Below are 20671 nucleotides of genomic sequence, written 5' to 3' on the forward strand. Positions count from 1 at the left end.
TGATTTATTACAATTACTATAGATATCAGTGGAACTTAAAAAAGATGACCCCTGTTCAATACAGAGATCATCTTCTTAAAACTGCCTAGGCTTTTTTTAAATGTCCTTTACAAAGGGTACACTTTATATAGGGTTTAGGCTTTTTTATTAAAATTTAGTCCCTTATTTTCGCACCCCTTCCTACACAGAAAAAATAAACATGGATAATTTGCAAGGAGTACAATCTGGAAAATTAGCGTTTGAGTTAAACAAAATGGCTTTAAATGTCCTTTTTTTGAGGAGATTTTAAAGAATTATAGGTTCATTACAAAATGTCTTTCAATAACTAATTGATAAAATTCAATAATAATTTATTGTAAAACAATAAATTATATGTTAAATTCAGTTTGTAAATTCATTTGGTGAGGTGTTTTAAATGAAACGAGGATCTACGTCCTTTTTAAAATTAGCTGTTTTTCTGTTAGGAATTCCAATTTTAGCTGTAGGGATTTTTGGTTTAACTTGGTTACCCACACATGCTGCAAATCCAGATTATGTGGAAGTTTTATATCCCATTGTTACAATCATGTATGCATCAGCAGCCCCTTATTTCTATGCGTTGTATCAGGCTTACAGACTTTTAAACTATATTGATAAGAACACCGCATTCTCGGAAGACTCTGTGAATGCGTTAAAGTGGATAAAATTAAGTGCAATTGTCATTAGTTGCTTATATGTATTTATGCTTCCATTTGTTTTTGTAGTAGCACAGCTAGACGATGCTCCAGGATTAGTTCTTATTGGCATGGTTCCTGTTTTTGCTTCCATCGTTATTGCGGTGTTTGCTGCTGTCCTTCAAAAGCTTCTGAAGGACGCAATTGAACTAAAAGACGAAAATGAGCATACGATATGAGGTGGAAAATATGGCGATTGTAATTAATATAGATGTGATGCTAGCAAAACGAAAAATGAGTGTGACAGAGCTTTCGGAGCAGGTCGGTATTACTATGGCAAACCTCTCCATTCTAAAAAACGGGAAAGCAAAAGCGGTGCGATTAGCTACATTGGATGCAATTTGCAAGGCATTAGATTGCCAGCCTGGCGACATTTTAGAGTATCGGCAAGATGATAATTAACTTATTTTATAAAGAGGTGATAGTATGAAGGTTTTCGAGAAAACATGTGGGTTTTATAGTAATGATAATCATGCAAATCTTCCGCTAGGTTTGGCCATCATCTTAGATGGATGTAGATACACTATATTTAGTGTGGATGAAGAAAATGATGTAATTACCTGTGTGTCACGAACACATGGATTTACCTATTTGAAGTTTGAGGAGCTAGAAGCGTTTTTAGAGGGAGGCAGAGCATTTCTGGTAATAGATTAATATAGTCCATTGCAATGTAGTGTCTCCAAAAAAATAAGTTGTATAATTATATCAAAAAGTATAGTGTTTTTTTAGGAGTCCGCTTTGTTCATTTACATTCTTTGAATAAGAGGAAGTGAGAGGAAGATATTTTGTATCTGTGTTTAACAAAATGGGGGTTTTTCTGGTGCTCGCTTAGAGATTGGGACCATTTTTGTAGTGATCGAGTTAGCGAAAAAGGTTTTACTTGGGATTATAATCACAAGGGTTATACAACGATTGATATAGATGAAGACTATTATTTTCAACATAGTTATGGCAATTGATTGTGAATGCAGGTGATGCAGTTGATTCATCTGCAGCGTTTATGCAGGGGACAAGTTTGCTTACAATCAATGAAAAAAAGACAGGATTACCTGTCTTAAGATGAATCAATGGGCCGTTTACATAAAGATTCTATGTATTTAATAGCTTTATAACTTGCTCGCAAAAAACCGCTTGCATTTCTTAAATAATCACACCCAACAGCAACACACACAAAAGCCCTGTAACAGAAATTACTGTTGTCAGCACACTCCATGTCTGAAATGTTTCCTTCATGCTTAAACCAAAATACTCTTTTACCATCCAAAATCCTGCATCATTAACATGACAAAATATCACACTGCCTGCTCCTGTTGCTAAAACGACAAGCGCTGGGTTTACTGTGCTTAATGCCAGTAAAGGGGTGACGAGACCTGCTGTTGTCAGTGCAGCCACTGTTGCAGATCCTAAGCAAAGACGCAAAATTGCTGCAATCATCCACGCAACTAAAATAGGGGACATATTCGTTTCACTGAATAATGTTGCCACATAATCACCGACACCACCGTCTACAAGTACTTGTTTAAAGGCACCGCCGCCTCCGATGATTAACAGCATCATGGCGATTTGTGCAATAGATTCAGAGAGTGTACTGCCAATCTCTTTCATTGGAATCTTTCTTGCATATCCCATCGTATAAATGGCGATTAAAAGCGATAACAGCATGGCTGTACCAGGTGCCCCAATTAATTCAATAACTTCCTTCACTTTAGATTCGCCAGGCATTAGCAAGGAGAATATCGTTGCAAGCCCCATAAATATAACAGGAAATAATGATGTTAATACACTGATGCCAAAACCAGGTGTGTCCTTTAATGCAAATTCCTTTTGAGGACCTAATGCAGCTAAGTTGCCGCTCTTATTATAAGCAGTTGGAAATACCTTCATTGCGAACTTATTAAATAGCGGACCTGCGACAATCGTTGTCGGAATTGCAATAAGTGTACCTAATAATAATACTTGACCAATGTCTGCACCATAAGCAGCTGTAATCGCAGTTGGTGCTGGATGAGGAGGCAAGAAGCCGTGTGTAACGTTTAATGCCGCTGCCATTGGTATTCCTAAATATAGAAAAGGCAATTTTACTTCCTTCGCTATTGCATAAATAATTGGAATTAATAGTACAAGTCCAACTTCAAAAAACAAGGCAATCCCGATAATAAAGGAAGCAACAACAACAGCCAGCTGTATTCGCTTCTTGCCGAATTTATTAATAAGGGTAATGGCAATTCTATGTCCGCCACCTGCATCAGATACTAATCTTCCAAGCATTGCGCCAAGTCCAAAAACCAAAGCTAAATGCCCCAATTGGCTGCCGATACCAGCTTCTATTGTCTTTACAATTTCTGTTAATTCCATTTCAAGCCCAACAGCAACTAAAAACGAGACAATCACCAGTGAAACAAAAGTGTTTAGCTTCATTTTCATAATAAGGAATAATAAAATAAGGACACCAATAGCAACTATTAAAATAGGCATAGTATAACCTCCAGGAAATGGGATAGTCAATCATGATAAAACGCTTACATAAATGCGTGATTTTACCCTGCTTAGAAGACAAGCAAGGCATCATTTGATAAATACTATAGGACCCTTTTTAATGGGCTTATTTAGATAAATCATTATCTTTTCCTGCAATTGTTGCTAATTTATCAAAACCGAGAAAGACCTTATTGTAGAAATCTAGCCATAATTTAACGGCCCAACCAGCCTCCATCTACTGCCAATAAATGCCCATGTATATAATTGGAAGCCTCTGATGCCAAAAAGACAATTGTTCCGCTGAAATCTTCGGCAGTTCCCCAGCGGCCAGCAGGTATGCGCTCAAGAATTTGTTTATTGCGTGTTTCATCTCCAATTAACGCTTCATTCATATCTGTAGCAATATAGCCAGGCACAATCGCATTAACATTAATATTTTCCTTTGCCCACTCATTAGCTAATGCTTTAGTCAACTGAGCCACTCCGCCTTTAGCAGCAGCATAGGCAGGAACAGTTAATCCTCCTTGGAAGGATAGTAGGGATGCCATATTAATTATTTTTCCTTGTCTTTGCGGAATCATATATTTACCTGCTTCCTGACATAGCAGCCAAACAGTTTTCAGATTCACATTGATGACATCATCCCAGTCATCTTCAGTAAAGGCTATTGAAGGGGAACGACGTTGAATGCCTGCATTATTGACAAGAATATCAATGCTGCCTAGCAGCTCTACAACTGTTGGTATGGCCCGCTTTACTTGCGCTTGATTTTCTAAATCACAGGGCACAATAACCGCCTTTTGGCCAATTGCTTCAATTTCCTTTTGAACGCTGTCATCCTCGATATTCCTCTGCAGCAACGCAATGGTCGCTCCTGCTTCCGCTAAAGCTAGGGCCATTTGTTTTCCTATGCCTCTTGTCGCACCTGTTATTGCAGCAACTTTTCCATCTAATCGAAACATCGTAGCATTTCCTCCTTCATAAAGTTGATAATCAATGATAAAGAGAAACCGTTATCATTTTGTTGTTAAACACCATTTTTCATTTTCTCAACACCTCTTCATATTAAGATTATATATAACTATTAACATTATATATAATCTTAAAGGGCGTGTCGATATATATTATATATAATTTTAATTTATATATATAATAATCAACACTCTATCTTTATACTATTGAGCACAAAAGACTTACAGAACCATTTTCATAATATGCTGCCTAAATACTTCCTTGGATCTTTGAATATCCTTTTGCTTTAATACTTCTACTAGCTCTAAATGGTATGTATGCACTTCTTCAGGCAGTATTCTGATTTCAGGATTTAGAATGGTAATATAACGCTGAATATGACTATTCAGCATGGACCATATTCTATCGAAAGTTGCTATTTCTGCCCAAGCAATAATGGTGCGGTGAAATTCCATATCCAATTTAGCCTGAAGCAAATAATCCGGCTTTTCATTCTTCATTTGCTCGACAATATCATACAGCGCTCCAAGCTTTTGATTTGTCAGATTTGGCGTGATTATTTCAATTGCCTCTGTCTCAATAGATGCTCGCAATGAAAAAATGTGATACATTTCAGTCTTATTTATCTCTGTTACAAAGGCACCTTTATACTTAACTGTGCGAATAAGTCCTTCTTCCTCTAAGCCTCTTAGGGCCTCCCGAACAGGAACTTGGCTAATCCCAAGTCTTTTGGCAACCTCCGTTTCTACGATCCGTTCACCTGGTTTTAATTTATTCATAATAATTTCGTCACGAATAATTTTCTTCACTTGATCTTTTAACGATATTGACGAATCTTCTTTTAATCTATCCATATTTATACCGTTCCTTTTCAAATAATAGGTTATATTAGTCGTATGTAGCGAGTAAAACATGTTTATTACTTTATTATATATAAACTTAACTGAAATTGTCTTTAATCAGTGGGAGTTTTCATTAAATTATCTATATTTGGAACTGACAGGTTTATTATTAGAAAGAGTATATGAAATGATAAATTTAATGGAGATATACCTCCTTAATATACGAAAAGTGAAGTGGCCTTAATCCTAAGGAGAGCCTTAAGCTTTTTTTTGAAATATAATTGCAGTTAGCTTAATACACACTTATTATAAAATAAGTTTAAAAAATAATGAGTAGAGGTTTCTATCATGAATAAGAAAGAATTGCTGGATTTAATCAATGAAATGGATGGAGAGGACACTATTTATAAGGAAGAGGATGGAACTTACACAAATGAGGGAGCTCCTTCTTGGAATGCCTATGAAAAGGTTTGGGAATTGACAGACACAACCTATATCTCTTATCTAATTGACATGTTGAAAACAAGCAAAAAAGAATCGCTCAAAAGCAATATTTATTTTGCTTTAGGAAAAATTGGAGTAAATACAGGTGATAAACGTGTAGTTGAAATTCTTTTAAAACAGATTGATAAAGAAACAAATAAACATACGTTAGAAAGAATACTCATGAGTATTGAAGAACAAGCGGTTATACCAGACGCTTCTTCCATTATTAAGTGTTTAGATGATGACAGATGGGTAGTAAGACATTCGGCGATTTCAGCACTGGGAAGATGTAAAAGTTCAGACGTAGAAGATGCTCTTATAGAAGTGATTAGAAAATCGCAAGATGAATATGATCTTTTTTATGCACTTGGTTCTCTTAGTAATATTGGTTCCGCAAAATCCATTCCGTATATCCTGCCATTATTCACGAATACAAAAGGAGAAGTAAGACGTTCTGCTGTTTCTGCACTCGATAGTTTAGGAGGGGCAGCATACCTTCCACTATATATAGAGGCTTTAGGTGACCGTTCCCCTCATGTAAAAAGCTATGCTCTGTTAGCAATTAAAAATCATGGTGATAAAACGGCTATAGATGCTGTCTATAAACGAGTAAAAACAGTTTTAAATAAAAAGCGAAAGATAGATAGTGACGAGTTAGTACCAGCTTTTGAATTCCTAAATCAGTAAAAAAATGCTGACCTTAAAGTCCAAAATTTATTAAATTGGGTTAAATTAAAAAAGTGGGATTTTCTTTCAGAGACGGAAAAGGAAGGTTTTAAGAAGGGCGCTAATTAAAGAATTTATTTCTAAGGGTTACAGAAATAAATCATAAAATATTATGTTTGAATATAGAGTAAAATGAATCCAAAAATAATTCCGCTGCTTTTTAGGCAGCGGAATTTTATGCTTCTAAGAAAAGAATAAACCATTTGTTTTTGTTATAATATGGATAAAAAGGGGATGAGATACAATAATTAATAAAAGAAGCTTCATCTTTATTATTTTATTTCTTGTACTTCCGATAACATTTATGCTTAGTTCATTTAGTTGGCGATATGTATTTTTGCATAGAGAATTATTAATAATTGCTACAGATTGCTTTTCAATTTTAGGTATTTATTATGTGATTGTGAGTCTTATCTTTTCTTTTAGTTTAAAAAAAGAGAATTCGCGTATGTGACAGAAATTTAATCGTAATGTAGGTTCTTCGTATATGTTTAAGCGAACCAATTTAACAATAGAGGTGATGTAATGTATTTAAAAATAATAATTGTAGGTATTGTATCTCTAATATGGTTATCGGCGTGCAGTAACGGGGAACGTAATGTGGCTTCAGATTTGAACACCGATAATGATGCAGTGGAGAACCAAGAAACAAAGGCTGAAAATGATGCATTGGAAAATAAAGAACAAGAAACGAACGATAATAACGGTGTTGGAGAAAATCAGGAAACAGCAACAAATGATAAAAATGATGAATCAGAAGGACTTTATAAGGAAAACAGCTTCACTTCAAAACAGTATACTAAAGGCAATATTAAAGTAAGTTATCCGCAATTAGCTAATGAAGATTCGGATAAGGCAAATAAAATCAATAGTGTAATAACAAAGGCTGCGAGTTATTATTTTGAAAACGATTATTATGAAGGCTATACAGGAGAAATCAAGTACTACATTCCATTTGTAAATGATGAGTTTGTTAGTATAGCATATGAAGGGTTACTTACGAGTCCAAGCAACAGCTATCCGATAAACTTATCTTATTCAACACTTGTAAATATGCAAACAGGTGAAAAAGTAAGTTTAAGTGATTTAGTCAATCTTGATGATTCGTTTGTTCAAGCGTTTAAACAGGGGGGAATTGTCACAGATCAATCCTCTGAATATAAACAGGAAATCAAAAAATATATCGCAAGCTTAGATAATCAAGACCTACTTAAGAAATTTTTAGAAGCAGATAAAATGAACTCTCCTGAGGTATTTGTTTATGTAACGGAGGATTCAATTGTTGTCACAATAGCTGTAGTCCATGCATTAGGTGACTTTATAAGTGTGCAAATATCAAAGGACAATGTGAGCTTTCAATAATTTGTTCACTAACCAAGTGAAAGCTAATAGGAATATCCATTCGTTATGGATATTCCTATTTGTACTATATTTAATCCACCTTAAACATTTTAATATTCTCTCGATAATAAGCAATAATAAAGTCTTTAAAGCTTTTTTCTGATGAGGACAGCAATTTATTTCTCATCCATGAAAGACTGACTGAATAGGAGGGAGAAATGTCTGCGATTTTCACATAATTTAGCTTTAATTGCCTACAGACCGAAATGGGAAGTAGTGCAACCCCTTGATTTACTTTAATTATTTCTAAAAGTAAGTAGGAATCTACCTCAAAAATGTTATTCGGAACAAATCCATGTTTTTTACAAAGATTTGTAGTGAATTCGCTGTATTCCTCATTATCTGCCAAAGCAATAAAAGGCTCAGTTGCAACCTCACTTAATGATAGTTCCGTTATGCCTCTATAGTTATCGGTGTGCGGCAAAACAAGCACAATATCTTCTTCTACTAATAAACAACTCTCTAATTCGTCGTCTTCGATCGGGTGACCAGATATCCCTAAATCAACGTCCCCCTTTTTTAAGCTTGAAATAATGTCACTTTTGGCTTTTATTCCTTGATGAATCGTTGATTCAGGAGAGGTATTAATATACTCACTGATTAGTCCTGCAAGAAATCTTGGGTTGGAGATAGCGATTCTTATCGTATGAGACATTTTATCTTCTTCTGCTTGAATTTCCTTTTGTGCATTTTCAAGCTCTATAAAAATCCTATCTACGTGCTTCAAAAAAATTCTTCCGAAGGAATTCAATTGAATATTTCTCCCATTCCTATTAAAAAGCGCAGTTCCTAATTCATCCTCAAGTCGTTTAATAGTCAAGCTTAAAGAGGGCTGGGCAATATTTAACTGGTTAGCTGCATTTGAAATATGCTCTGTATAAGCAACTGTCTGAAAGTATTTAAGTTGAAGTAATTCCATTAATTTAAACTCCTTTATTTACTGTGATAAATATATATATACCTTAATATGTATTAGATTAAATGTAAATGCAGATGTAAGATAATTACATCGTTTAGAAAAAAGTAATAGATAGTACTTAGGAGAGGTGACATATTAAATGAAAATAGACGTAAACAATATAGCAAAAAATCTCAATACACCGTTAACTGCACCAGCTTATCCTATGCCGCCATATAAGTTTGTGAATCGCGAATATCTAAATATTATTTATCGCACAGATGAAAAAGCCTTACGGGCGGCAGTGCCAGAACCTCTTCAAATTACGGAACCATTAGTGAAGTTCGAAGTTATGTGGATGCCCGATGTTTCTGGACTTGGTGCTTATACGGAGGCTGGACAAGTAATTCCTGTCCATTTTAATGGGGAGGAAGGGGATTATGTGCATTCAATGTATGTAGACAACTTCCCAGCAATCGCAAGTGGACGTGAGCTAACTGCCTATCCGAAGAAATTAGGGGCACCTAAGTTATATACAGATTCTGATACGCTAGTTGGAACATTGGATTACGGATCCCTTCGAATAGCAACCGCAACTATGGGGTATAAGCATGCCGAAATGGACAAGGATAAAGCTAAAAGCGAAATTTGCCGTCCTAATTTTATGGTGAAAATTGCAACCGATTATACGGGAGAATGGAGGATTTGTGATTTAATACGAACACAAATAACGGATATAAAAGTAAAAGAGGCATGGACGGGTCCTGCGCGCTTACAATTATTCGAACATGCATTGGCACCTCTGGCAGACTTACCTGTATTAGAAGTCGTTTCAGCATCCCATATTGTTACGGATTTAACTTTAAATGCTGCACAGCCAGTATATAACTATCTAGAGGAAAAATAAGGAGGAATTTATGATGAGAATTGCTGTTTTAGGAGCAGGTTCTTTAGGAACTATTGTGGGAGCATATCTTAGTGCAGGTGGAATGGATGTTGAATTAATTGATACATACGAGGCACATGTTGATGCATTAAATCAAACAGGTGCTAAAGTGATTGGTACACATGAGTTCCAAGCAAAGGTGAAAGCTATTACCCCAGAAAATAAATCTGGCAAATATGACTTAGTTTTACTGCTGACGAAACAATTATATAATGACTCTGTTCTTAGTGAGCTACTGCCGTTTTTAGATAAGGATAGTGTAGTTTGTTCCTTACAGAATGGTATACCGGAGAATAATGTTGCATCCATTGTTGGTGCAGAGCGTGTAATTGCAGGTTCTGTTGAGTTTGGCGCAACGTTTATTGAACCTGGAGTATCCAGCTTAACAACCGAATATACTCAATTTAAAAAGTATGCCTTTCAGATCGGTGAATTAAATGGCGAAACAACAGATAGAATCAAGCAAATTAAAGCTGTTTTAGACCTTGTGGGCGGAACACATATATCAGACAACTTAGTTGGAACGAAATGGTCAAAACTACTTATCAATAATGCGTTCAGTGGTTTATCCGCAGCATTGAATGGCGAATATGGTGACATACTGGATAATGAATATGGCATCATTAGTGCCGTTCATATTGCAGATGAAACGATTAAGGTTGGTCACGCTATTGGGATTTCATTCGCTAAGATGAATGGTTTCGATATCGCTTCATTAGAAGTAACAAACGAACAAGATGTTCCTACACGAGTTCAAACCTTTAGGGCAGTAATGGAGCCTTCAAGGCTTTTAAAGGCAAGTATGCTACAGGATCTTGAAAAAAAGCGCAAAACTGAAATTGATTTTATCAATGGAGTTGTTCCCAAAATGGCAGAAGGCACAAGTATACCAACGCCATTTAATGACATGGTTGTTAAAATGGTTAAGTCTGCGGAAGAATCTCAAACTGTACCTGATTTTAATACCAATATAAAAAGCTTTGAAGAGCTGATAAAAAAACACAAGATGTAACCAGATGAAGGGATTGCTATGGCAATCCTTTTTTTCTGCAAAGCTGTTAAATGCTATAAAGCGTTCCGGTAATTAATTCATTCCACAGCTGTTAGGATTTTTTTAAAAAAACTTTTAAAGTAAGCGCTATAGCTAGTATTACTGTCCTTAATAGTTCAGTGTTTTAACCGATATATATGAAAGATATAAAGAAAGGGGCAAAAATCATTGCATAATTCATTACAAACTTTAGTTGATTTAGGACCTATAATTAAAGAAACAACAGGTAAAACTACTGCGATTATGATTACAGACTTACAAAATATCATTTATTTCTCACCTTCAACAAGTCTTCCCTTAAATATAAAAGTTGGCGATCCTGCTTTTGTACCAGGAAATGAACTATTAATTCGTTCGTTGAAGGAAGCGAAAAAAGTAGAAGAATATGTCCCAAAAGAAAGTCTAGGTATTCCCTTTTTCTCCACTGTAACACCAATTAAAGATAAAGAAACAAAAGAAGTTGTCGGTTTATTCTCTATAAGCAAAACATTAGAAGTGGAAGAAAAAATGGATCGAGAATTAAGTTCATTAAATGCAATAATCAGCACACTTCATGAAAAAATCCAAATTGTCGCTGCACAATCAGAAGAATTATCTGCGACAAGTAATGAAATTACTTCTCAAGCCATTAAAGCAAATGATAATACACAGCAAATCGGAAATTTAGTGAAAATCATTGAAGGAATCTCTACACAAACAAATTTATTAGGTTTAAACGCGGCAATTGAAGCAGCAAGATCTGGAGAGGCTGGAAAAGGCTTCGGAGTGGTTGCAACAGAAATAAGAAAACTTTCAGAGAATACAAAACAAGCAGTTGGAACAATTGGCGGATCTTTAGCTGAAATAAAAAATAGCATTGAAAGTTTAAAAATCAGTATCGAGGAAGTAAGTGCATCATCTGAAGAACAATCCACTGTAATGGTAGATTTCTTAGAGGAAATGCAAAAATTAGAAAAACAAAGCAAAGAGGTTTTTGCTTATATGAAAGAATTAGTTTAATTAAGGTGTAGTTATCTTGTAACCTGCATTCAGAAAAATGGTATGACACTAATTAATATCTTTATTTCAAAATATTGCATGTTAGTGTTAATTTTGTAATTGTTTGGTGATTTGAAATAAACCAACTATAAGTATGAAGAGAGGCTGGGACATAAGTATGTGAACCAGCGTAAAGACCGAACTACTTAATCTATTATTGATTAGATAGTTCGGTTTTTTTTGACCTGAAGTAAAACTTTATGGTTAGAGCTAACGCTTTGAATTCGAAGGGAGTATGCAGTTAGGTGGTAAGAAATTAATCAGTTTCATGTCATTTACTTCTCGATTATTCGCCTATATTTCTTCCAACCTTTTAATGGATAAATAAAAATTATCTTGATAAATAGAAGAAATGCTCTTATCATAAATATAATTAATTAGTTTAGTAAACGAATTAATTATATTTGTGAGAACTTTTTAACAGTAGAATCAATTTACTAGAAAGGGGGAGATAAATGAGGACGCTATCAGTAATGAAGTTAATTAGAAATTTAATCTGAAGCTAACGGATTCAAGAAAACTTCTATCATACTCACGTCATGGGTACTTCCGAATAATCCTTTGTCATTTACTAGACACTTGGATAGTTGAATGAAAAGGAAAGTTTCAAATGACAAGGAGCTACTCTAAAAGACGTGATGAATATTTGTAATTCAACGCAAAACGGTACTTTGATAGTGGAACAAATTATAAAGAAGAGGAGAATCGTTATGTCAAAACAACAAATTGGTGTAGTTGGTTTAGCTGTAATGGGAAAGAATTTAGCTTTAAATATGGAAAGCAGGGGGTATGCTGTTTCTGTATTTAACCGTTCATCAGAAAAAACGGAAGCATTTATGCAGACCGAAGCAAAAGGTAAAAATTTTGTTGGAACTTATAGTATGGAAGAATTTATCAACTCTTTAGAAAAGCCACGCAAAATTTTATTGATGGTTAAAGCGGGTACAGCAACAGATGCCACAATCGAATCATTAAAGCCTCATCTTGAAAAAGGGGATATTTTAATTGATGGAGGAAATACATACTTTAAGGACACAATTCGTCGTAATCAGGAATTAGACGAGAGTGGTATCCACTTTATTGGAACTGGGGTTTCTGGGGGGGAAGAGGGAGCACTAAAAGGACCGTCTATTATGCCTGGTGGTCAAAAGGAGGCATATGATCTTGTTGAGCCTATTTTAAAAGCAATCGCTGCCAAAGTGGGAGATGATGCTTGTACCACTTATATTGGCCCAAATGGTGCAGGGCATTATGTGAAAATGGTCCATAATGGGATAGAATATGGCGACATGCAGTTAATATCAGAAGCGTATTTTCTTCTGAAAAACCTTCTAGGATTAGGTGCTGAAGAACTACACAATATTTTCTCTGAATGGAATAAGGGAGAGTTAGACAGCTATTTAATCGAAATTACAGCAGACATCTTTACAAAAGTTGATGAAGAAACTGGTAAACCGATTATTGACGTTATATTAGACACTGCTGGTCAAAAGGGAACTGGTAAATGGACTAGTCAAGATGCACTTGATTTAGGAGTTCCACTTCCAATCATTACAGAGTCTGTTTTTGCTCGGTTTATTTCCGCAATGAAGGAGGAACGTGTGCAGGCTAGCAAAATTTTAGCTGGTCCAAATGTAAGTGTTTTCGATGGTAACAAAGAAGAGCTTATTGAAGCAGTAAGAAAAGCATTGTATATGAGTAAAATAGTATCTTATGCTCAAGGCTTTGCACAGATGCGTGCAGCCTCTGAAGAGCATGCATGGAACCTGCAGTATGGAGAGATTGCCATGATTTTCCGAGGAGGATGTATCATTCGCGCGCAATTCCTGCAAAAGATTAAAGAAGCCTACGATCGTGAACCAAACCTGGCAAACTTATTGTTAGACAGCTATTTTAAAGGAATTGTAGAAAGCTATCAAGCCTCTTTACGGGAAGTAATCAAAAGGGCGATTGATACTGGTATTCCAGTACCAGCTTTCGCAAGCGCAATTGCTTATTATGATAGCTATCGCACAAAGAGTTTACCAGCAAATTTAATCCAAGCACAGCGTGATTACTTTGGTGCACACACCTATCAACGTGTCGATAAAGAAGGAACCTTTCATACAAACTGGATGGAACAGCTTTGAGTGGTATCTTCCAAACATCACTAGAACAGGTGCAGAGGTTTGCAAATTAATATCAATCAACTTCATTACTAAATTTGGCGGTTTAGAATTTAAGCGTGGTTTGTATGAATAAAAATGAATCCATTAAAAATGAGAAGGCTTTGGCTAGCAACCAAAGCCTTTTCCAAATAATTCATTTCAGATAAGGGGAAGAGTTTATGGAAACAGAGTTGGTCATTGGACTTGATATTGGTACTACAAGTGTAAAAGCAGTTTTGTTTGATAGGAAGGGAAATGTAGTAGCTGAAGCAGAAAAACTAATTACTTCTTATTATCCAGAAAAAAATTGGGTGGAACAAGATCCAATTGAAATTGAACGTCAGTCCATTGCTGCCTTACAAGCCGTTTTAAAGAAAGCACCGCATGAGAATATATTGGCGGTGGGAATATCTGCTGCCATGCATTCTTTAATTTGTGTGAATGAAAAGGATGAACCTCTTTCTAATGTGCTAATTTGGGCTGATGGCAGAAGCAGTGTGCAAGCAAAAAAGCTAAATGATACGATTGGTGCTGAGATTTACAAAAAAACAGGCACACCTATCCATCCGATGTCACCATTGCTGAAATTGTTGTGGATGAAGGAAGTTAATTACGAGCCATATATAAGGGCAAGCTTTTTTATGTCCATGAAAGAATTTTTAATAAATAAATGGTTTGGAAAAAGAGTGACAGACTATTCTATGGCATCTGCTTCAGGATTGATGAATGTGAAAGATCTTGTATGGGAGCCTGCTGCACTTGAGCTAGTCGGAGTTCAAGCAAATCAACTAGCAACAATTGTTCCACCAACAGAAATCCTTACTGGCTTAGATGAACATATTGCCAAAAAGATTGGTTTAAAAACAGATTTACCTTTTGTAATCGGTGCAGCTGACGGACAGTTAGCTAACCTTGGCAATGGTGCAATAAATCCAGGTGAAGTAGCTGTGTCTGTTGGAACAAGTGGAGCAATTCGGCAATTTACAGCAGGTGCACCTATCAGTAATAAGCAGGAAACTTTTACGTATGCCTTTACGGAGAGTAGTTCCATTATTGGTGGACCAACGAATAATGGTGGCATAGTTCTCCAATGGCTGAAAGACTTGTTGGAATTTGAAGGAAGTCATGATGACTTTCTCACTGGTGTTGAAAGCATTGCAGTTGGAGCCGAAGGAATTTTATTTCTGCCATACGTGAATGGTGAACGTGCACCACTATGGAACCAAAATGCAAAAGGTAACTTCTTTGGCTTAGGCATTGGCCATAAAAAAGAACATTTAGCTCGTGCTGTGTTGGAAGGGATTACCTTTAACCTTTACCAGATTGGACAATCATTAGAAGAAATTGCAGGTAAGCCAAAGAAAATAAGTGTAAACGGAGGATTATCTAAATCATCTGTTTGGGTGCAAATCATGGCAGACGTGTTTGGACAAGATATACATCTCTCAGACACGCATCATAATGCAGCATGGGGTGCTGCATGGATTGCATTAGTAGGTCTAGGCAAGGCTGAGTCACTTGAAGCAATCAAGGACAACATTCCTGCAGGTAAAGTGGTTCAAACAAATCTGGCTAATCATAAAAAATATGTAGTTCTTTATCAAAAATATGAAAAATTAGTGAAGGATTTAGCCTTTCATTTCCAAGATTAGCTGATTAAAAGGGAGAAATAGTATGGAAGCTATCAAAAGCCTTTCTGTGATCAGAGTTCTTTTCAATAGAAGGAACTTCATAGCGTGAGAATAGATAATTAAAAGAATCAGACTATATTATGAAAAAAGCTCAGATATTTATCCTGAGCTTTTTTCGGCATTTCTATTAGAATCAAGAGAAAAAATTAGGTAAACTCTGAAAGCTTTAATTATTGTTATTAATTTTTTGGAGGTTTTTAGGAGAGATATTATATTCCTTTTTGAACAGTCGATAAAAACTGGAATAATCCTGAAAACCGCAAATTTTGGCTATTTCTTCAATGGAAATGTTATTTTGCTTAATCATTGTAACCGCAATAGCAAGGCGCTTTATTAATACATATCGATAGAAGGATACCTTCATATTGTTTTTAAAGTAATGCGAAAAGTAATATTTGTTTAAATGAAAGTGGTTTGAAACATTGTCTAGGTTCAAATCTGGATTAGTCAAATTAGTTTCAATATAGTTAATTATTGTCAATAATCTTTGATCATTTTCACTGTTATCCTTGGATGCGGGCACACTGCTAGAAGGGTTTAAAATAACCTGAATTGCTTGAAATAATAAGTATTGCACTGCAAAGGTGTGATGTTCTTTATCCTTTAATTTTCGTGCACTTACATCTTTAAGAAGAGAGCTGATTTCATGCAATTGATCGAAATGTATATGAATTATATGGGAGCTTGTAGCTTTATGCTGATTGAGACTTTCCTGCATAGCAGGTGATACGGATAAATAGTCAGCCAATAGTTGCTCGCTTATGTTCAATACTATACGCTCGTATGTTTCAAAGTCTTTGACATTAGCTTTATGAATCGCATAAGGAGGTATAAATACTACATCACCAGGAATAAGATTATAGGTTTTTCCCTCACATATATACTCACATTCTCCACCTAAAAATATAAGAAACTCCGTCGCGTCGTGGCTATGTAATCGAAACAGCGGCTCTATTTCAGAGTAATTTTCTGCTGATTCATCAGGCTTTAGACCAGCTTTGCTTGATTGATACGTTTTAGTCCAATAATGAATTTCGAAATTCTCATTCATTACTGGCATAAAGATAGATTCCTTCATAATCATCCCTCATTACAGCAAGATATACAATATAGATAGCAAAAATTACAATTTATTTTATGTTTCTCTTTGCTATTATACTACTATGGTTAGTGAAAATCACAAAATTTAAAAATGTAAGCCTTATCTTTGAAGTGGTGTTTTTAGTTTAAGTGGTCAACTTAATGTGTTCAATGAATAGTCTTTTAGTCTATTCAACTAATAATTAGTACTTGGAGGATATCGTATGCAGCAGACGGAGAGGATAGAGAACTCAATCAAAGACGAATCAATAGTAAATAAAATTTTAGGTGCAATTAGTGGAAGCTTTATCCCAATATTAGGAGTACTTGCAGGATCTGGATTAATTTCTGCCTTATTATCTGTATTAAAAACGGTTGGGTGGATATCGCCTGATAGTGGAACATATGCGATTCTTTCCGCAGCAGGACATGCGATTTTTTACTTCTTTCCGATTTTCCTTGGCATAACAATGGCAAACAAATTGGGTGCGAATGGATTTGTCGGTGGAGCGATAGGTGCCGCACTTTTAGAGCCACATTATACAGGGTTAATATCAGGGCAGGCTCAGGATATAACTTTTTTAGGGATACCAGTAGTATTAGCAACCTATTCCTCTACAGTGTTTCCAATATTAATGGCTGCAAGCATTTATGCCATATTAGACAAAGCTTTAAGAAAAGTGATTTATAAAGAATTGCAAATGTTCATTAATCCAATGCTTTCCATATTAGTAATTGTTCCACTAACCATCTTAATTTTTGGACCATTTGGTACATATGTTGGTGAAGGACTTTCCACTGTCATTCAGTTATTAAGCGACAAAAGTGGTGTATTAACAGGAATAGTTATGGGGGGCGCTTGGTCCTTTCTTACAATCTTAGGCCTGCATTGGGCAGTTATTCCATTATTTCTGGCTAATCTCGCTGCAACGGGAGCAGACCCGATAAGTGCGATGGTAGCTGCAGCTCCTTTTGCGCAAATTGGAATGGGGCTTGGTGTTTTCTTAAAGACAACAGATCGTAAATTAAAAACACTTGCTGGTTCAGGACTCCTGCCAAGTGCTTTAGCAGGTACAACAGAAATTATTACGTATGGTCTCCTAGTGCGCTATAAACGAACGATGCTCATTGTCGGTATATCAGGTGCGATTGGGGGTGGCATTAATGGAGCTATTGGTGTAACAGGCACTGCCTTTGCACTGCCGAGTTTCTTATCAATTCCAGTATTTGCTCCAACCGGCCTGTATATAATCGGTGTGTTTACTTCCTTACTCCTGGCAATGATTTTGATCCTTGTTTTTGGATATGAAGGAAAAAAAGACTTATCAAATATTGAAAGCGCAAACAAGGAGTTTGGCTTTGCTACAGTCAAAGCTGAAACAATTGTCAGTCCATTATCTGGGAAAATTGTTTCATTAAACGAAATTGCTGATCCGCTGTTTTCAAAGGAGATGGTGGGAAAAGGAATTGCGATTGAACCGACGAGTGGAGATATTATCTCGCCAGTAGATGGTGTTGTTACAACGTTATTTCCTAGTAAGCATGCGATTGGCATTACCTCTGATGATGGTGCTGAAATTCTAATTTATATCGGAAATGAAACAATTAAATTAAATGGTGAATTTATCAATGCTTATGTTAAAGAATGGGAAAGAGTCAATAAAGGTGATTTGCTGATACATGTAGATTTAGAAAATATTAAAGCTGCAGGCTATGACATTAAAACGCCAATTGTTATTACAAATACCGAAAAATATGGACAGATAAAACCTATAAAAGCTGGTGAAATTATAGCAAGCCAAGCGTTACTTCATCTAACAGTATAGAAATTCATTTGAGAAGCAAATTTCAAAATTTACATAAGGAGTGAGGTTCATGCAAAAGCAACCTGAATTACAAGTTAGAAAGAAGAATATCATTGAAAAAGATGGATTGAAGTTTAAAGATTTAAATAATAATGGGCAGCTTGATCCGTATGAGGACTGGCGTTTAAGTCCTAAAGAACGTGCGGAGAATCTTGTTTCTTTAATGAATATCAATGAGAAAATCGGCATGATGCTAATTAATTCGAGAAGAATGGGTCTTTCACAAGCTGACAAAAGCAAAACGAGTCATGATGGAATATTGGACGAAGGAATTATGGAAAAAGGAGAAAATATTTTTGCCACGAGCAAGGTGTATGGAACAACACATACGATTGAAAATAGGCATTTAAGACATTTCATTCTAAGAGATAACTATAGTCCAGCTGAAATAGCAGAGTGGATTAATAAGTTAAATGAAGTAGCAGAGGGAACCCGGCTTGGTATTCCGGTTCTAATCACCTCAAATTCACGTAATGAAAATGCAGAATCTGTTTTCGGAATGAATGATGCAGCCGGTATTTTCTCCACCTGGCCAGGAACACTAGGCCTTGCTGCTGCTGCAAAAGGCGATATTAAAAATGGTAAAGATGCATCTTTAATAAGTGAGTTTGCGAGAATTGCAAGGAAAGAATGGGATGCAACAGGTATAAGAAAAGGCTATATGTATATGGCAGACATTGTTACAGATCCAAGATGGCAGCGCGCCTATGGGACGTTTGGTGAGGACCCGGCATTTGTCGCGGATGCAATTGGCCGTATTATTGATGAGTTTCAAGGTGAGCAATTAGGAGCACATAGTATTGCCCTGACAACAAAGCACTTCCCTGGGGGTGGAGCAAGAGAAAACGGTTTTGACCCACATTATAAGGAAGGGAAATGGAATTTATACCCAACACCAGGCAGCTTAGAAAAATATCATCTGCCACCATTTAGAGCAGCTGTTGAACATGGAACTTCTTCCATCATGCCATATTACTCGATTCCAAGTATCAAGAAAAGTGTTATTCAGGAATTTGAAGGAGAAGAAATTCCATTTGAAGAGGTTGGTTATACATTTAATCATTATTTTTTACATCATATACTACGTGAAAAACTTGGGTTTAAAGGCTACGTAAATAGTGACAGTGGAATTATAAATAATATGTGCTGGGGCATGGAGGATAGTAGTGAAGCAGAGCGTTTTGCGAAAGCCATTAATGCTGGTACAGATATGGTTGCAGATACCAATGATATAGAAAATCTTAAAATGGCTATAAGCAAAGGATGGATTAGTGAGAAACGAATCGATGAAGCAAACATACGACTTTTAACAGAAATGTTTACATTAGGGTTATTTGATGACCGTACGTACAATTCACCAGAACAAGCTGAAGAGGTTGTTAGCACAAAGGAGCATTGGGATGCGGCAGCTGAGGCACATAAAAAGTCAGTTACTATCCTGAAAAATACACAGTCTACACTACCATTAACAAAGCATAAGCTCAAAGGTAAGAAGGTATATGTGCAGGTTTTTCATAAAGATCTTCAAAAAGCTGCTTCCTACACAGAAAAAGCAAATAATGAAGCGAGTAAACTTGGCTTATTTACATTGACAGATAACTATAAGGAAGCAGATACTGCCATTCTATTCTTACATCCAAAGTCAGGCTCGTATTTTAATGCAACACTTGGTTTACTAGAATTAGAAATTTGCGAAAATAAAGTAGTGTCAGGCTTGAATGGCTCTTTGTATAATGAAACAACATTAACAGGTATGGAAAAGCTAAAGGAAATAGCAGAAGATATTCAGAAACGTGGCGGTAAAGTTGTAATAAGTGTAAATATTATTCTCCCATGGATTTTAGGGAATGTGGAGCCATTGGCAGATGCTCTAGTCGCTGGCTACGATACATTCTTTAATGCACAGTTTGAGGTTATGACAGGAAATCATCAAGCAACTGGGGTGTTACCATTAACATTACCAGCAAGTGAAGAAGTTATTGGCGTTTATCAAAATGGTGAGTGCATATCAAGAAATGACGTCCCTGGCTTCGATAAAGATAAATACATGCCAAAGGGAATGAGTTATGCCTATAAAGATAGTGATGGTAATATTTATAAGCTTGGGCATGGGTTAACTTATTAATATAAAGGTTACTTGTTTTGCAAGCTAACTAATAAACTATTAAATGGTGCTTTTCTCGAATAGAGGAAAGCTCTTTGATTTCAAAGGGATAAAATAGGCGTCTGTTCGTTAAGGGCTTGATAAGGAATAGGTGTATTTGGTTAAAAGCATATAAAGTTTAACAAACCAGTCATTTTTGCTAAATTATTAATGTTAAAATGATAGTAATGCAG

18 protein-coding genes and 1 pseudogene are annotated in these 20671 nt (G+C 35.8%); 14 read left to right on the plus strand and 5 right to left on the minus strand.

Annotated features, from left to right (window positions below; translation table 11 throughout):
- From EM808_RS17975 to EM808_RS17990, 4 genes are all read left to right on the plus strand, one after another.
- A partial coding sequence (locus tag EM808_RS17975) for an IS3 family transposase (protein ID WP_164849711.1) occupies positions 1 to 89 on the plus strand: 89 nt, incomplete at its 5' end.
- A 326-nt stretch (positions 90 to 415) separates the two neighbouring features.
- Entirely contained in the window at positions 416 to 892 is a 477-nt protein-coding gene (locus EM808_RS17980; protein ID WP_127739590.1) for a DUF2975 domain-containing protein, read from the plus strand.
- Between the two features lie 10 nt (positions 893 to 902).
- The gene (locus EM808_RS17985) at positions 903 to 1115 is read left to right on the plus strand and encodes a helix-turn-helix domain-containing protein (protein WP_127739591.1); all 213 of its coding nucleotides are present in this window, start codon (positions 903 to 905) and stop codon (positions 1113 to 1115) included.
- A gap of 24 nt (positions 1116 to 1139) precedes the next feature.
- Positions 1140 to 1367, plus strand: coding sequence for a hypothetical protein (locus tag EM808_RS17990; RefSeq protein WP_127739592.1), 228 nt, complete (start codon positions 1140 to 1142; stop codon positions 1365 to 1367).
- A gap of 486 nt (positions 1368 to 1853) precedes the next feature.
- Here the strand turns inward: EM808_RS17990 and EM808_RS17995 are convergent, their stop codons facing one another.
- The 3 genes from EM808_RS17995 to EM808_RS18005 all read right to left on the minus strand — a co-directional run bounded on the left by EM808_RS17995 (position 1854) and on the right by EM808_RS18005 (position 5017).
- Positions 1854 to 3188 (minus strand): gluconate:H+ symporter, encoded by a 1335-nt coding sequence (locus EM808_RS17995; RefSeq protein ID WP_127739593.1) that lies wholly within the window; start codon positions 3186 to 3188, stop codon positions 1854 to 1856.
- A gap of 215 nt (positions 3189 to 3403) precedes the next feature.
- Positions 3404 to 4153 (minus strand): SDR family oxidoreductase, encoded by a 750-nt coding sequence (locus EM808_RS18000; RefSeq protein ID WP_127739594.1) that lies wholly within the window; start codon positions 4151 to 4153, stop codon positions 3404 to 3406.
- Between the two features lie 231 nt (positions 4154 to 4384).
- Positions 4385 to 5017, minus strand: coding sequence for a GntR family transcriptional regulator (locus EM808_RS18005; protein ID WP_164849705.1), 633 nt, complete (start codon positions 5015 to 5017; stop codon positions 4385 to 4387).
- A gap of 336 nt (positions 5018 to 5353) precedes the next feature.
- On the opposite strand from EM808_RS18005, the gene EM808_RS18010 reads away from it, so the two are divergent.
- Together EM808_RS18010 and EM808_RS18015 are read left to right on the plus strand one after the other, a co-directional pair.
- A complete protein-coding gene (locus EM808_RS18010; protein WP_127739596.1) occupies positions 5354 to 6178 on the plus strand; it encodes a HEAT repeat domain-containing protein in 825 nt (274 codons plus the stop codon).
- Between the two features lie 564 nt (positions 6179 to 6742).
- Complete coding sequence (locus EM808_RS18015; protein WP_127739597.1) at positions 6743 to 7579, plus strand: hypothetical protein; 837 nt, start codon at positions 6743 to 6745, stop codon at positions 7577 to 7579.
- A 70-nt stretch (positions 7580 to 7649) separates the two neighbouring features.
- On the opposite strand, the gene EM808_RS18020 is transcribed toward EM808_RS18015, so the two are convergent.
- Complete coding sequence (locus tag EM808_RS18020; protein ID WP_127739598.1) at positions 7650 to 8537, minus strand: LysR family transcriptional regulator; 888 nt, start codon at positions 8535 to 8537, stop codon at positions 7650 to 7652.
- A 139-nt stretch (positions 8538 to 8676) separates the two neighbouring features.
- Between EM808_RS18020 and EM808_RS18025 the strand changes: the two genes are divergently transcribed.
- The 6 genes and pseudogenes from EM808_RS18025 (at position 8677) to EM808_RS18050 (ending at position 15350) form a co-directional block, all read left to right on the plus strand.
- Complete coding sequence (locus EM808_RS18025; RefSeq protein ID WP_127739599.1) at positions 8677 to 9423, plus strand: acetoacetate decarboxylase; 747 nt, start codon at positions 8677 to 8679, stop codon at positions 9421 to 9423.
- Positions 9424 to 9436: 13 nt separating this feature from the next.
- Entirely contained in the window at positions 9437 to 10474 is a 1038-nt protein-coding gene (locus EM808_RS18030) for a ketopantoate reductase family protein (RefSeq protein ID WP_127739768.1), read from the plus strand.
- Between the two features lie 723 nt (positions 10475 to 11197).
- Positions 11198 to 11512, plus strand: a pseudogene (locus EM808_RS29805) (methyl-accepting chemotaxis protein); the annotation flags it as partial.
- 535 nt (positions 11513 to 12047) lie between these two features.
- Entirely contained in the window at positions 12048 to 12146 is a 99-nt protein-coding gene (locus EM808_RS18040) for a glucuronate isomerase (RefSeq protein WP_127739770.1), read from the plus strand.
- A gap of 115 nt (positions 12147 to 12261) precedes the next feature.
- On the plus strand, positions 12262 to 13680 hold the full coding sequence (gndA, locus tag EM808_RS18045; protein WP_127739600.1) for an NADP-dependent phosphogluconate dehydrogenase: 1419 nt from the start codon (positions 12262 to 12264) through the stop codon (positions 13678 to 13680).
- Between the two features lie 197 nt (positions 13681 to 13877).
- Positions 13878 to 15350, plus strand: coding sequence for a gluconokinase (locus EM808_RS18050; protein ID WP_127739601.1), 1473 nt, complete (start codon positions 13878 to 13880; stop codon positions 15348 to 15350).
- Between the two features lie 205 nt (positions 15351 to 15555).
- On the opposite strand, the gene EM808_RS18055 is transcribed toward EM808_RS18050, so the two are convergent.
- The gene (locus tag EM808_RS18055; protein ID WP_127739602.1) at positions 15556 to 16467 is read right to left on the minus strand and encodes a helix-turn-helix domain-containing protein; all 912 of its coding nucleotides are present in this window, start codon (positions 16465 to 16467) and stop codon (positions 15556 to 15558) included.
- Positions 16468 to 16693: 226 nt separating this feature from the next.
- Here EM808_RS18055 and EM808_RS18060 point away from each other — a divergent pair, with 226 nt between their 5' ends.
- Positions 16694 to 18295 carry a glucose PTS transporter subunit IIA gene (locus tag EM808_RS18060; protein WP_127739603.1) on the plus strand — a complete coding sequence of 534 codons (1602 nt, stop codon included), beginning with the start codon at positions 16694 to 16696 and terminating at the stop codon, positions 18293 to 18295.
- 49 nt (positions 18296 to 18344) lie between these two features.
- On the plus strand, positions 18345 to 20459 hold the full coding sequence (locus tag EM808_RS18065) for a glycoside hydrolase family 3 protein (RefSeq protein WP_127739604.1): 2115 nt from the start codon (positions 18345 to 18347) through the stop codon (positions 20457 to 20459).
- The last annotated feature ends 212 nt before the right edge of the window (positions 20460 to 20671 follow it).

Source organism: Niallia taxi, assembly GCF_004005475.1.
Taxonomy (GTDB): Bacteria; Bacillota; Bacilli; order Bacillales; family Cytobacillaceae; genus Niallia; species Niallia taxi.

Coding starts and splice junctions, on each gene's coding strand:
- EM808_RS18060 (WP_127739603.1), top strand. CDS start 16,694: ATGCAGCAGACGGAGAGGATAGAGAACTCAATCAAAGACGAATCAATA.
- EM808_RS17995 (WP_127739593.1), bottom strand. CDS start 3,188: ATGCCTATTTTAATAGTTGCTATTGGTGTCCTTATTTTATTATTCCTT.
- gndA (WP_127739600.1), top strand. CDS start 12,262: ATGTCAAAACAACAAATTGGTGTAGTTGGTTTAGCTGTAATGGGAAAG.
- EM808_RS18015 (WP_127739597.1), top strand. CDS start 6,743: ATGTATTTAAAAATAATAATTGTAGGTATTGTATCTCTAATATGGTTA.
- EM808_RS18000 (WP_127739594.1), bottom strand. CDS start 4,153: ATGTTTCGATTAGATGGAAAAGTTGCTGCAATAACAGGTGCGACAAGA.
- EM808_RS18055 (WP_127739602.1), bottom strand. CDS start 16,467: ATGAAGGAATCTATCTTTATGCCAGTAATGAATGAGAATTTCGAAATT.
- EM808_RS18005 (WP_164849705.1), bottom strand. CDS start 5,017: ATGGATAGATTAAAAGAAGATTCGTCAATATCGTTAAAAGATCAAGTG.
- EM808_RS17980 (WP_127739590.1), top strand. CDS start 416: ATGAAACGAGGATCTACGTCCTTTTTAAAATTAGCTGTTTTTCTGTTA.
- EM808_RS18030 (WP_127739768.1), top strand. CDS start 9,437: ATGAGAATTGCTGTTTTAGGAGCAGGTTCTTTAGGAACTATTGTGGGA.
- EM808_RS18025 (WP_127739599.1), top strand. CDS start 8,677: ATGAAAATAGACGTAAACAATATAGCAAAAAATCTCAATACACCGTTA.
- EM808_RS18020 (WP_127739598.1), bottom strand. CDS start 8,537: ATGGAATTACTTCAACTTAAATACTTTCAGACAGTTGCTTATACAGAG.
- EM808_RS17990 (WP_127739592.1), top strand. CDS start 1,140: ATGAAGGTTTTCGAGAAAACATGTGGGTTTTATAGTAATGATAATCAT.
- EM808_RS18010 (WP_127739596.1), top strand. CDS start 5,354: ATGAATAAGAAAGAATTGCTGGATTTAATCAATGAAATGGATGGAGAG.
- EM808_RS18050 (WP_127739601.1), top strand. CDS start 13,878: ATGGAAACAGAGTTGGTCATTGGACTTGATATTGGTACTACAAGTGTA.
- EM808_RS18065 (WP_127739604.1), top strand. CDS start 18,345: ATGCAAAAGCAACCTGAATTACAAGTTAGAAAGAAGAATATCATTGAA.
- EM808_RS17985 (WP_127739591.1), top strand. CDS start 903: ATGGCGATTGTAATTAATATAGATGTGATGCTAGCAAAACGAAAAATG.